The following is a 13,246-nucleotide window of genomic DNA, read 5'->3' as shown; positions in this document are numbered from 1 at the left end:
GATCAAAAGTTTAAAACTCTTTTATATTATAATACCCTTTAAGTCGTAAGTTAAAATCATTCAAATTAGGATATGCATTTAAATTTGATAACATTCCTTGAATAACTGGAACTCTCGGATTTAGCAATCTCATTTCTGCTTCAAGAACATCTAACGTAACTAGCAACTCATCATTTTCTAATTGATCTGCTAATGTACGTTTGAATGTAACAATCTCCTGTAAAAAATGCTCTTTCGCTTGCTCTTTAATAAGCTCTGAACTACAAAAGAATTGTCCCAGCTTTTCTTCATGCAAAACCGGTATATCCTTAGATTGTACAATGCCCTCTACAAGGTCATCCATTCTCTTTAAAATAAATGATGAAACATGGAATAAATCTATTTCAGCTGCATTTAAAATAATTAGCTCTAAATAACCTCTACATATCCCTTCTACCATAATAACCAGATCTAAAAGATATGGAGTAACCTGTTCGCCATAAATTGATAATAAACTATTTCGATAAAATGCATGTGACTCTAGTTTCATTCTCGTCATAAACGCTTCTACTTCTTTATTAAAAGGAATTGCGCTTTCCCTTGCATGCATAATAATAAATTCCTTATGCTGTTGTACATCACTAAACTGACAATATAATTGTTTTTCAAATTTTTCACGTGGTAATAACGAATCATTGTCAAGATCCATCATCTTCTTATGGATTTTGTCATAATAATACTTGAGTGTCGCTAAAAGCAACTCATCCTTTGATTTAAAATATAAATAAAAAGCTCCCTTCGATATCCCGCACGCCGTTACAATCTCTTGCACCGACGTTGCGTTCACACCTTTAGTTGCAAATAACTTCATTGCCATTTCTATAATTAAACGTTCTTTTTCTTTCATAGTTTCTCTCCTAATTTAATCTCGCATCTTAAAATTTTTAACTTACTTTTATTATACCATCCCTTTTCATTGACGACTGACCACTCAGTCAGTTATATTATGTATTAGACTGACCAGTTGGTCAATATACGTTAAAAAGGGAGCGCAAACATGAACAAAATCATTAACTTTTCGTTAAAAAATAAGTTCGCAGTTTGGCTATTAACCATTCTCGTTACCGTGGCAGGAATTTATTCTGGGCTTAATATGAAACTAGAAACGATCCCTGATATTACAACACCTGTTGTAACAGTAACAACGGTTTATCCTGGTGCGACACCAGCTGAAGTAGCCGATAAGGTATCGAAACCAATGGAACAGCAACTGCAGAATTTAAGCGGAGTCAATGTTGTCAGTTCTTCCTCTTATCAAAATGCCTCTTCTATTCAAGTAGAATATAACTTTGATAAGAATATGGAGAAAGCTGAAACTGAAATTAAAGAAGCGCTTGCGAATGTAAAATTACCAGAGGGTGTGAAAGACCCTAAAGTTTCTCGAGTAAACTTTAATGCCTTCCCTGTTATTTCATTAAGCATAGCAAGTAAAGATGAATCTTTAGCTTCCTTAACTGAAAAGGTTGAAAAAAATGTTGTTCCAGGACTAAAAGGGCTCGATGGCGTTGCATCTGTTCAAATTTCTGGACAACAAGTAAATGAGGTACAACTTGTCTTTAAAAAGGATAAGATGAAAGAATTAGGTTTAAGTGAAGATACTGTTAAAAATATGATTAAAGGTTCTGATGTATCTTTACCACTCGGACTCTATACTTTTAAAGATACGGAGAAATCAGTTGTTGTAGATGGTAATATCACAACAATCAAAGCTTTAAAAGAAATGCAGATTCCTGCTGTTCCTTCAGCAGCAAGTGGTCAAGGTAACCCAGGAGCAGGAGCTCAAACACCTCAGATGAATCCAGCTGCAGCTAATGGGATTCCTACTGTTACATTAGAAGAAATTGCTGATATTAAAGAAGTAGGAAAAGCCGAATCTATTTCGCGTACAAATGGAAAAGAAGCAATCGGTATCCAAATCGTCAAAGCTGCTGATGCAAATACAGTTGATGTCGTAAATGCGGTCAAAGACAAAGTGAAGGACTTTGAGAAGAAATATAAAGACTTAGAAATCGTCTCAACATTTGACCAAGGTGCACCGATTGAGAAATCAGTTGATACTATGCTTAGCAAAGCAATGTTTGGTGCTATCTTTGCTATTGTGATTATTATGTTGTTCTTACGAAATATCCGAACAACATTGATTTCTGTTGTCTCTATACCACTTTCTTTATTAATTGCTGTTTTAGTACTAAAACAGATGGATATTACACTTAATATGATGACGCTTGGAGCGATGACCGTTGCCATTGGGCGCGTTGTCGATGATTCAATCGTTGTTATTGAAAATATTTACCGACGCATGTCCTTATCAGACGAAAAATTAAAAGGTAGAGACTTAATTCGCGAAGCGACAAAAGAGATGTTTGTTCCGATTATGTCTTCAACAATTGTAACAATTGCAGTCTTTTTACCTCTTGGACTTGTAAAAGGTATGATTGGTGAAATGTTCTTACCGTTTGCTTTAACAATTGTCTTTGCCTTGCTAGCTTCTTTACTTGTAGCAGTTACAATTGTACCGATGTTAGCACACTCTTTATTTAAAAAGGAAAGTACAAGAGAAAAACAAGTACATCATGAAGAAAGACCAAGTAAATTAGCAAATGGCTATAAACGTGTACTTGGTTGGGCATTAAACCATAAAATCATTACATCTAGCCTTGCTGTCCTTCTATTAGTAGGTAGCCTTGCACTTGTACCAATTATCGGTGTAAGTTTCTTACCATCTGAAGAAGAGAAAATGATTATTGCAACGTATAACCCTGAACCAGGTCAAACATTAGAAGACGTTGAAAAAATCACAACAAAAGCTGAAAAACACTTACAAGATAAAAAGGATGTAAAAACAATTCAGTTCTCATTAGGCGGAGAGAACCCAATGAGTCCAGGTAAAACAAATCAAGCTATGTTCTTCGTTCAGTATGATAATGATACGAAAAACTTTGAAAAAGAAAAAGAACAAGTTATTAAAGACTTACAAAAGATGACAGGAAAAGGCGAGTGGAAAAACCAGGACTTCGGAGCAAGTGGCGGTAGCAACGAAATTAAGCTATACGTATACGGAGATAGCTCAGAAGATATCAAACCTGTCGTTAAAGATATTCAAAATATAATGAAAAAGAATAAAGACTTAAAAGATATCGACTCCAGTATTGCAAAAACATATGCAGAATACACCTTAGTTGCCGATCAAGAAAAACTAAGTAAAATGGGTCTAACTGCTGCCCAAATTGGAATGGGACTTTCTAATCAACATGATCGCCCTGTTCTTACAACGATTAAAAAAGACGGTAAAGATATTAACGTCTTTGTAGAGGCAGAAAAACATGATTATGAAACAATTGATGATTTAACAAATCGTAAAATCACAACACCACTTGGTAACGAAATTACGATTAAAGATGTTATGACTGTTAAAGAAGGAGAAACTTCCAATACAGTCACACATCGTGATGGCCGTGTTTATGCAGAAGTAAGTGCAAAATTAACAACTGATGATGTTTCTAAAGCATCTGCTGCTGTTCAGAAAGAAGTAGATAAAATGGACCTTCCTTCTGGTGTAGATGTTTCCATGGGCGGTGTTACAAAGGACATCCAAGAATCATTCCAACAACTTGGTTTAGCGATGCTAGCTGCAATTGCCATTGTATACTTCGTTCTTGTCGTTACATTTGGCGGTGCCCTTGCACCATTCGCAATTTTATTCTCGCTACCATTTACAATCATTGGTGCTCTTGTTGCCCTATTAATCTCTGGTGAGACATTAAGCGTATCAGCGATGATTGGTGCCCTTATGTTAATCGGTATCGTTGTAACGAATGCGATTGTTCTTATCGACCGTGTTATTCATAAAGAGCGCGAAGGTCTGTCAACGCGCGAAGCGCTATTAGAAGCTGGCGCAACACGCTTACGCCCAATTCTGATGACTGCAATTGCAACAATTGGTGCTCTTATTCCACTTGCACTAGGGTTTGAAGGCAGTGGATTAATTTCTAAAGGCCTTGGGGTAACAGTAATTGGTGGATTAACAAGTTCAACATTATTAACACTTCTTATCGTTCCAATTGTATATGAGGTACTCAGCAAGTTTAAAAAGAAAAAGAAAATAGCAGAATAAAGAAATAACCTCGCATATTGCGAGGTTATTTTTTACTTCCAAATAGGATAAGAAAATCTCCATAGCCTTCTTTCTCTAATTCCTCTTTCGGAATAAAGCGAAGTGCCGCTGAATTAATACAATAACGGAGACCATTTGGCCCTGGTCCATCGGGGAATACGTGACCAAGATGAGAATCTCCTTCCTTACTTCTTACTTCCGTACGCGTCATATTGTGACTAACATCCATTTTCTCTTTTACACTAGCTGACATAACAGGTTTTGTAAAACTCGGCCAACCACATCCACTATCAAATTTATCTAAAGAAGTAAATAGTGGTTCACCAGAAACAATATCTACATAAATACCTTCCTCTTTATGATTCCAATATTCATTTTGAAAAGGCGGTTCTGTACCATTCTCTTGTGTTACATAAAATTGCATATCTGTTAATCGTTCTTTTAAGTATACATTATCTTTTGGCCAATGTTGTTTAATAAAGGCATCTCGCCCTGACCCTTTTCGATATAGTTCATAGCGAAAAGCATTTTTCTTATGATATCCTTGATGATATTCTTCAGCTGGATAAAATGTAGCTGAAGGGAGAATTTTTGTAGCAATTGGCTTCAAGAAACGGCCACTATTAGCGAGTTCCAACTTTGATGCCTCAGCTTGCTGACGTTGTTCTTCATTGTGATAAAAGATGACTGTTTCATAAGACTGTCCACGATCATGGAATTGACCGCCGACATCTGTCGGATCAATTTGTCTCCAATACATGTCCAATAACTTTTCATACGGCATTTGATTTGCATCAAATGTAATTTGTACTGCTTCATAATGTCCTGTCGTTTCTGAGCATACCTCTTTATATGTTGGATTCTCTTTATGCCCACCCGTATAACCTGAAACAACCTTAATGATGCCCTCCATTTCTTCAAATGGTGAAACCATACACCAGAAACATCCTCCAGCAAACGTAGCAAGCTCTACTTTTTCATTCATAGCCAATTTGCATCACCTCACTATTTATTCTTCCTACAGTATGGCATATAAACATAGACAATATGAAAGAAAAAGCATCGGCGTCCGATGCTTTTTCTTTCCTTTATTTTTCAGCAAAATCTTTTTCGTCACTCGTCACATCTAACACATCTAAAAGGAACATAAAGACTGGAATACCGATAATCAACCCCCACACACCTAAAAAGTGTTCTGAGAAAATTAATACCATAAATGTATAAAAAATCGGTAAATTTGTTTTTTGTGACATGAATTTTGGATTTAAGACATAGCTTTCAAGTGCATGAATAACAGCAACAATTATTAAAATATAAACTACATACGTAATGCTACCAATATTATAAGCAATCATACAAAGCGGAACGAGCGAAATGATTACACCAGCTACTGGAATTAAACCGAGTAAGAAAATCATTAACGCTAAACCGAGTAACTGTGGAAACCCTAAAATCCATAGCGCGATTACTGATAGGATACAATTAACAATTGCAATTAGAAACTGCGCTTCAATTACCTTTCCAAACGAACGAGCAAATTTCTTCCCAAAATATTCAATTTCATTATAAAAAATAGCAAGTCTACTCTCTTTAAATTTTGCAGTAAAAGCCACAATACGAGCTTTCTCCAATAAGAAGAACAAACTTAAAATGAGGGAAAGTAAAAATTGCAAACCAAACTTTCCGACATTGGCAATAGATTTATAAAGAATATCTACACCTTGCCCAACATATTTAGAAAGTTCCATATGGTTAATTGCGTTAATTGAAGCCTTTATAATATCATTATCTGGCGGATTTTTAAGAAACACATTGAACTGGTAAATCAATTGTGAGATTTGCACCGTCAATACTGGTAGATATTTGAATAATGTAATGGAAATTCCACCAACTAACATTACATATAAGAATGCTATAATAATTTTCCGATTAATCGGCATAAAATGATTAAATTTTCGAGAAATAAATTTTTGGAATCGATCCATTAAATAAGTAAGAATAAACGTAATTAAAATTAAATTGAACATGCTTTTTAGCCCATATAACATAAGAGCCAGCAAGAGTAATACAAGTAACCTCTGAAATCCTTTGCTTTGAAACAGGTTTTTCATTTGCATAATTGACGAGTGATCTCTCCTGTCCTATAAATCATGTTACTTTCTATTTTACAATACAATGGTCCTTTTCAGAACGCATTATGCAAAGTATTAATGAAGATTTAAGGAAAATCTTATTTTCTTTCATATAAAATAGGTCTTACGACTACTGTAACACAAAAAGCAAGCTATCAGTAGAAATCTGTTCTACGCATAGCTTGCTTTTGTATTTTTCACCAAACATATTCTGCTAACCGATAAATGGCATAAACATCGGAATAACAACTACTGTTACAACCCCAACGACCGTTACAGCAATACTTGCCATCGCTGCTTCTACTTCGCCCATTTCAATCCCAACCGCAACGCCAAGTGCATGTCCTGCTGTTCCTAGCGCTAAGCCTTTTGCAATTGGATTTTTCACTCTAAATGTTTTTAAGAATAAAGCGCCAAGTGCATATACAATAACTGCATTAAAGATAACTGCAAAAGATGTAATGGCTGGAATACCACCGATGCTTTCAGATATTGGTAGTGCAATTGCCGTTGTTGCTGCTTGCGGTAACATAGAGTTCATTACAGATGTATCTAAGCCAATTGCTTTAGCGACAATGAACACAACAATCACTGAACAAACAGATCCAACAACGATAGCGGATAAAATTTGCCACCAATATTTTTTCAACTTATCAACTTGTTTATATAATGGAATTGCAAAGGCAATTGTTGCTGGCTCTAAGAAGAAACTGATCATTTTACCGCCAGTATTATATTCTTCAAATGTAAAGTTACCAACCTTTAAAAAGACAATTCCAAGTACCATTGCTACAAACAGTGGTGTGAATAAGAAGAATCCTTTTGAATGTTTGAATAAGAATGTTCCGATCCCGTATGCGATTAATGAAACGACGATTCCGAAATATGGAGTCATTGTGCTTGCCATGTTCATTACCTCCTAACCATTTATGGTCTAATAGTTACGCAACCTTTCCGTGTTTGCGTCCTTTGTTTACAACATCTAATTGTTTTGTATCTTTTGTTTCTTTTTCATCTTTACCTAGAATAAATTGTGCAAATAAACCAGTTACTGCTAGTAAAATAATTGTTGCAACAACTATTACAGTTATGATTTGTACAAAGTATTGTCCCATTACCCCAAGGGAATTAATAACGGAAATACCAGATGGTACGAAAAGAAATCCAATAATACCTGTTAACGCTGTGCCAAGTGATTCAACCTGCTCCAATTTAATGACCTTTAAGCATAATAGACTAAACAAAATCACTAATCCGATTACTGATGAAGGCATTGGAATTGGTAAGTGCGTTGCAATAATATGAGAAACAAACATAATAGCTGAAAAAACAAATGCTTGTGATAAGAAACTGTATACTTTTTTTGTACTCATTTTGGCCACCTCTTTCGATTTGGTACCTTTATTGTATATGATGTAAACGCTTAAGTAAGCGTTTACATTACGGAATGTCAAATATACGGAATCAGTTACAAAAATGGCAGGACGAAATGCAAAAGCTGCTTCTTAAATACGAAGCAGCTTTTTGAGTTCCTTTGCATATGTACGACTTACTGGTACTTTCGAATCATCTTTCATAATTAAATTATATGTGGAGTTAAACCACGGCTGTACTTCTGAAATATGATTGATATTCGCAATAAAACTACGATGAACACGCATAAAACTTGTTTGCGGTAATTTCTTTTCTAAAATAACAAGTGTATCATGGGTTACGTATGTTTCCTTCATCGTCTTTACAGTTACTTTCCCGTCCACAAGTCCTACATAAACAATATCTTCAATATTTACAAGTACAATAGATTCTTCTATTGGCAGTGCGAGCTTATGCATCTCTGCCGTAACATCTGGAACTTTCATATCTTGTTTTTTCTCTGTTTCACTTTGCTTACGCTTCTTATATTTTTTCAATGTCTGCAAAATACGCTCTTCATCAAATGGCTTTAAAATATAATCTAATGCATCCACTTCAAATGCTTGCAGCGCATATTGATCGTACGCCGTTGCAAAAACAATAGCCGGTGGGTTCTTCATTTTCTTTAATATATTTGCAATCTCAAATCCATTATCATCTGAAAGCTGAATATCTAAAAAGACAAGATCCGGCTTATTCTCCATTAATTTTTCTAATGCATCTTCCACGCAATCAGCTTCATCAATTACGTCAATTTCTTTTGTACGCTGTAATAAATATTTCAATTCATCTCGTGCTAACATTTCATCGTCAACCACTAATACCTTTAACACTGCCTTTTTCCTCCCCTATGTTTTGAATCGGTATTGCAAACGAAATCTCTGTTCCTGTTTCTACTTCACTCTTAATATGAAGGATTGTTTCTTTCCCAAACAGTCCCATTAACCGTTGATTAATATTATATAAAGCTGTGCCAGTCCCTTTTTTTGATGGCACAACCGCTTTTCCTAGTTGTTCTAGACGCTCCTCTTCAATTCCCTGGCCATTATCCTTCACTTTAAAGCGAATCATATCTCCTTTAGTGTGTGCATGAACTTCTACATGACAAATCGGTTGTTTCTTTGGAAAAGCATGGCGTAGTGCATTTTCCACTAATAATTGCAGTACAAATGGTGGAAGTAAAATTGTCTGTAATCCTTCCCAAATATATGTTTTTACCTCATATTTATTTGGAAATCTGGCTTGCTCTAATGATAAATATGCATGTACATGATTCAATTCTTGTTCTAATGGAATAAGCAACTGGCGTGCCCCCTGTAAATTACAACGAAAATAAACGCTAAGTTGTAATAAGAGCTTTCTTGCTTTTTCTACATCTGTACGGCATAAAGCTGATACTGTATTAATTGCATTAAATAGAAAATGCGGATTAATTTGTGCTTGTAATGCCTTTATTTCTGCGTCTTGAAGCAGTTTACTTTGCAGTTCTGCTTCCCCTAATTCAAGCTGTGTCGAAAAAATTTTCGCTAACCCTTCTGCTAATTCTTCTTCTACACGACTTAATCGATTTGGATTTTTAAAATAAAGCTTTAATGTCCCAATTGTATTCCCATGTGATGTTAGCGGGATTACTACTGCAGCTTGCAATGGACACCCTTCATGTTGGCAATTAATAACCTCTCGTGATTTCGCTTTCATTATTTCCCCTGTTTTTAATACTTCTTTTGATAACCCTGTAATTAAACTATGAGAAGGGATATGGTGATCTGATGCTAATCCAACATGCGCTAATATTTTTTCTGTATCCGTTAAAGATACCGCATCTGTCCCTGTAAAACGGTGGATTATTTGTGCTACATGCTTACAAGATTCCTCCGTTAACCCTTGGCGAAAGTAAGGTAGTGTCTTATCAGCAATTCGAAGTACTTTATGGGTTTGTAAAGCCTTTGCATTTTCTTCTTGGCGCAAAATAGCTTGCACCATAGAAAGTAAAATAAAACTACCAAAACTATTCACGAGAATCATCGGGATTGCGATCGTTTTCACAACGTTAACCCCATCTTCTACAATAAACAGAATCATCACCATTTCTAAAGATACAATAAAAACACTTAAAATAGCAGAAAACTTTGGTGTAATGGTGCGATTATGCTTTTGAAAAATACGGCCAATATAACCAGTAATAATCCCTGCTAAAATAGACGAAATCGCACAGCTAAGTGCTGTCGTCCCCCCAAGCATATAACGGTGAATACCAGCAATAAATCCAACGCCAATCCCGACAATTGGTCCACCTAATAAACCACTAATTCCAACTCCCATAATACGCGTATTGGCAATCGTACTCGATGAAGAGACACCTTGCAGCCAATTTTCATTCATAATTGTATTACCTGCAATTTCAATCCCTGTGTAATTGCTTACAATTGTAAATGATGAAAAAATACAAATAAGCATGAGCTTGTCTTTATACCCATCTTGTTTATGAAGGAGTCGCCGAAATGTTTTAATATGCGAAAGTAAAAAACCTAATATAACAATTAATCCAACGCGTTCGATCATCATAAGCACTAAATCTAGCATCTGTGATTCATCCTTTATTTTTTAGTTAGTTTTATTATCGGAAAATAATAGAGTAAGAGTCAAGGATGAATAAATCAACGAAAATACAATTATATAAAAATAGGATGTTTTCTTTATTATGAAAGCATCCCTTCATCAATCCTCAGGCTCTATCGTTTCTCCAATTGCTCCGATTACCGCTCCCGTTGCCTGTACCCAGCTCCCGATTAGCCCCATTAATTGTTCATCCACTTTGTTCTCTTTCTTTTCTTCTTCATTTTCCTCTTCATTCTCCTGATTATTACTACCTTTCTTATCATTTTCGTTCTTTTTTTCCATCTCTTCTTCTTTCAATACATTGTATAAAGCTTGAAATGCTTGTAATCCCGCTCCTACTGTTTGTAATGAGTTACCGATAACCCCTAACCATTGAATATTCTGAGTATCCCTAAGTTCATCGACAACTGCTAAGAAAGCACCTAAAGACTGCAAACTATTCCCAGCTATAATTAAATAATCATTTTCCTTCTCCTCATTCTCTATATTAAGGGCCGTTCCAATTACATCGGAAGTATTCCCCAACGCTTGTACGAAAGCACTTGTTCTCCCCAATGAACAACCTGATTTCTCACTCTGCCGCATTTCACTCCCTATTTGCTCCATGAAATCGTTAGATTGTTCGATAACTTCATCTTCATTTTCCGTTTTCTTTAATGAGCCATTTGGTTGCTTAGCATCTTCTTTATTCTCATTTTCCTCTCCTGCATCTTCTGTTTGTCCAAGCCCTTGCAAGATACCTCCAATGGCTTGCACCGATTCCCCAACAATAGTTAATGTATCCTCTACGTTTTCCTCACCAATAAATGCTCTTGTACCTCCAATGGCTGATATAATATTTCCACCAGCTTGAAACCACGCTCCCGTAACTGCTAAACTTTTTGAATTCATAATTGTTCATCCACCCTAAAAAAATCACCTTATTATTTATTTATGATATTCGAGGTCCTTGCCCATTGTTTATATACAAGTAAAAATGACAACTATCGGGCTGATTACAATGTTAGTATGTGTACCCGAAACAAAAGGAAACATATTAGAGTATGTTTTAAAATAAGAAGCTCCTTCTTTTCACTGCAACAAAAAACCCCTTGTACAATAAAACATACAAGGGGTTCGTTCATCATTTATCCCGCCTTAACGAGCAGTAATACTCCTACCTCAAAGTTCGGTGAAAGCAAAGAAGTTAGGTGGGAAATAAACTGCCCATAAAGGCCCGATTGATTGAACTAATAATCAGTGGGGGATGAAGGAACCCCCCACTGATTAAAGTTTCACTTTATTTTGTTCGACTAGCTTTCTGAAATAAGAAAGCTGTTTTATCCTTTTCTTTGACAATACCTTGTTCGAAAGCTAATTCTCCTGCAACCTTAGGCGCTAACCAAAGCATTGGTAACAACAGAATAGATACAGGGACAGCTGTCACAACGATGAAGGACTGTAAAGCATTAATACTCCCCTCACCCATATATAACAAAATTGCTGCAACTGCGCCCATAATAAGTGACCAAAATACTCGTAAGCTAATTCTAGGGTCTCCATTCCCTGTCACTGCCATTGAAATCGAATAAGCCATAGAATCTCCTGTCGTCACTACAAATAATATCGTTAACAATAAAAATGCCGGTCCAATAATATTTGCAAGCGGCAATTGCTGCGTAATTGCAATCATAGCTGCCGGCATACCAGATTCACTTAATGCAATTGATACAGAACCAGGATTCATTAACTCATAAAACACACCTGATCCTCCCAATATAGTAAACCACAATGTTGTAATAACAGGTGCGATAATTCCAATTGCAACAATAATTTCTCGAATCGTGCGCCCTCTTGAGATTCGGCTAACTAAAATCGCCATCATTGGACCATATCCAATAAACCATCCCCAGAAGAAGATTGTCCAAGATCCTAACCATCCTTTATCGCCTCGGTACGTACTTATTGGTATAAATTTATTTACATAGAAACCAAATGAGGAAACAAATGAATCTATAATAAATCCACCAGGTCCAAACAATAATACAAATGACATTAGAAGAATCGCTAATCGCACATTTAAATTACTAATAATTTGAATCCCTTTATCAATCCCTGTAACGGCAGATATCGTAGACACCGCTACTACACAAACTATAATTGCTAACTGTGTCGTAAATACATCAGGAATTCCAAACAATGCTTGTAAACCATAGCTTGCTTGCAAGCCTAGAAAACCAATTGGACCAATTGTCCCCGCTGCTACCGCAATAATTGCAAAAGCATCTATCACGGTTCCTAATACACTCTTTCGTAACTTTTCTCCAAAAATAGGATACAACAGTGTTCGAGGTTTTAACGGCATCCCCTTATGATAGTGACCATACATCATAACTACTGCACTAATTGTTCCTAAGATCGTCCATGCTAAAAAACCCCAGTGCATATAACTTTGCGCTAACGCAGGCATTACTGCTTCTTTCGTTCCAGCAGAAATCCCTTCATGTATTGGTGGGACTGTCATAAAGTGATACATCGGCTCTGCTGCTGCCCAGAAAACACCACCACCAGCAAGTAACGTTGCCATAATAATGGACAGCCATTTCGCTGTACTAATTTCAGGCTTATCTAAATTTCCAAGCTTAATCTTCCCATATTTTGAAAAAGCCATTCCCATTGCAACAATAAATGTACCTACTAATAAAACTTGCCAAAAAGCACCAAAAAATTTAATTGAAAAGGCAAAACTATTATTAATTAAGCCCTCTACATAACTTTTATTTAAGAAAACAGCTATTACAAATAATAAAAGCGAACCACCACTAATAAGAAATACAGGCCAATCCGTTTTTTGATTCTTCATTCTCATCCATCTTCCTCCTTCCTCAGCAATCTAAAAAAACAACCCTATTATGTTTTATTGCTTACATTCCCAAAACAATAACTATAT

Annotated in this window: 10 protein-coding genes; 1 reads left to right on the top strand and 9 read right to left on the bottom strand. The window is 35.8% G+C overall.

The window, feature by feature from the left end; genetic code table 11:
- Positions 1-10: 10 nt before the first annotated feature.
- A complete protein-coding gene (locus tag AAIE21_RS21140) occupies positions 11-886 on the bottom strand; it encodes a TetR/AcrR family transcriptional regulator (protein WP_343268585.1) in 876 nt (291 codons plus the stop codon).
- Positions 887-1,036: 150 nt separating this feature from the next.
- Between AAIE21_RS21140 and AAIE21_RS21135 the strand changes: the two genes are divergently transcribed.
- A complete protein-coding gene (locus AAIE21_RS21135; protein ID WP_343268584.1) occupies positions 1,037-4,153 on the top strand; it encodes an efflux RND transporter permease subunit in 3,117 nt (1,038 codons plus the stop codon).
- 25 nt (positions 4,154-4,178) lie between these two features.
- On the opposite strand, the gene msrB is transcribed toward AAIE21_RS21135, so the two are convergent.
- The 8 genes from msrB to AAIE21_RS21095 all read right to left on the bottom strand — a co-directional run bounded on the left by msrB (position 4,179) and on the right by AAIE21_RS21095 (position 13,165).
- On the bottom strand, positions 4,179-5,144 hold the full coding sequence (gene msrB / locus AAIE21_RS21130; RefSeq protein ID WP_343268583.1) for a peptide-methionine (R)-S-oxide reductase MsrB: 966 nt from the start codon (positions 5,142-5,144) through the stop codon (positions 4,179-4,181).
- 97 nt (positions 5,145-5,241) lie between these two features.
- Positions 5,242-6,270 (bottom strand): AI-2E family transporter, encoded by a 1,029-nt coding sequence (locus AAIE21_RS21125; RefSeq protein ID WP_343268582.1) that lies wholly within the window; start codon positions 6,268-6,270, stop codon positions 5,242-5,244.
- A gap of 229 nt (positions 6,271-6,499) precedes the next feature.
- Positions 6,500-7,192, bottom strand: coding sequence for an antiholin-like protein LrgB (gene lrgB / locus AAIE21_RS21120; protein ID WP_000168859.1), 693 nt, complete (start codon positions 7,190-7,192; stop codon positions 6,500-6,502).
- A gap of 34 nt (positions 7,193-7,226) precedes the next feature.
- Positions 7,227-7,658 (bottom strand): antiholin-like murein hydrolase modulator LrgA, encoded by a 432-nt coding sequence (gene lrgA / locus AAIE21_RS21115; protein ID WP_343268581.1) that lies wholly within the window; start codon positions 7,656-7,658, stop codon positions 7,227-7,229.
- A 132-nt stretch (positions 7,659-7,790) separates the two neighbouring features.
- Positions 7,791-8,531, bottom strand: a complete 741-nt coding sequence (locus AAIE21_RS21110; RefSeq protein ID WP_343268580.1) for a LytR/AlgR family response regulator transcription factor — start codon at positions 8,529-8,531, stop codon at positions 7,791-7,793.
- Positions 8,509-10,281: a LytS/YhcK type 5TM receptor domain-containing protein gene (locus AAIE21_RS21105; RefSeq protein ID WP_343268579.1), complete on the bottom strand. Its 1,773-nt coding sequence runs from the start codon at positions 10,279-10,281 to the stop codon at positions 8,509-8,511. Before AAIE21_RS21105 ends, AAIE21_RS21110 begins: the two co-directional genes overlap by 23 nt.
- 135 nt (positions 10,282-10,416) lie before the next feature.
- The gene (locus AAIE21_RS21100) at positions 10,417-11,208 is read right to left on the bottom strand and encodes a DUF6944 family repetitive protein (protein WP_343268578.1); all 792 of its coding nucleotides are present in this window, start codon (positions 11,206-11,208) and stop codon (positions 10,417-10,419) included.
- Positions 11,209-11,596: 388 nt separating this feature from the next.
- Positions 11,597-13,165 (bottom strand): BCCT family transporter, encoded by a 1,569-nt coding sequence (locus AAIE21_RS21095; protein WP_343268577.1) that lies wholly within the window; start codon positions 13,163-13,165, stop codon positions 11,597-11,599.
- Positions 13,166-13,246 lie beyond the last annotated feature (81 nt).

The organism is Paenibacillus sp. 102, assembly GCF_039549175.1.
Classification (GTDB): domain Bacteria; phylum Bacillota; class Bacilli; order Bacillales; family Bacillaceae_G; genus Bacillus_A.
Note: the sequence above shows the minus strand (reverse complement) of the source record. Positions and strands in the feature narration are given on the sequence as shown.

Excerpts from the sequence above, each read along its gene's own strand:
- AAIE21_RS21095 (WP_343268577.1), bottom strand. The coding sequence starts at position 13,165 with ATGAGAATGAAGAATCAAAAAACGGATTGGCCTGTATTTCTTATTAGT.
- AAIE21_RS21105 (WP_343268579.1), bottom strand. The coding sequence starts at position 10,281 with ATGCTAGATTTAGTGCTTATGATGATCGAACGCGTTGGATTAATTGTT.
- AAIE21_RS21135 (WP_343268584.1), top strand. The coding sequence starts at position 1,037 with ATGAACAAAATCATTAACTTTTCGTTAAAAAATAAGTTCGCAGTTTGG.
- lrgB (WP_000168859.1), bottom strand. The coding sequence starts at position 7,192 with ATGGCAAGCACAATGACTCCATATTTCGGAATCGTCGTTTCATTAATC.
- AAIE21_RS21125 (WP_343268582.1), bottom strand. The coding sequence starts at position 6,270 with ATGCAAATGAAAAACCTGTTTCAAAGCAAAGGATTTCAGAGGTTACTT.
- AAIE21_RS21100 (WP_343268578.1), bottom strand. The coding sequence starts at position 11,208 with ATGAATTCAAAAAGTTTAGCAGTTACGGGAGCGTGGTTTCAAGCTGGT.
- lrgA (WP_343268581.1), bottom strand. The coding sequence starts at position 7,658 with ATGAGTACAAAAAAAGTATACAGTTTCTTATCACAAGCATTTGTTTTT.
- AAIE21_RS21140 (WP_343268585.1), bottom strand. The coding sequence starts at position 886 with ATGAAAGAAAAAGAACGTTTAATTATAGAAATGGCAATGAAGTTATTT.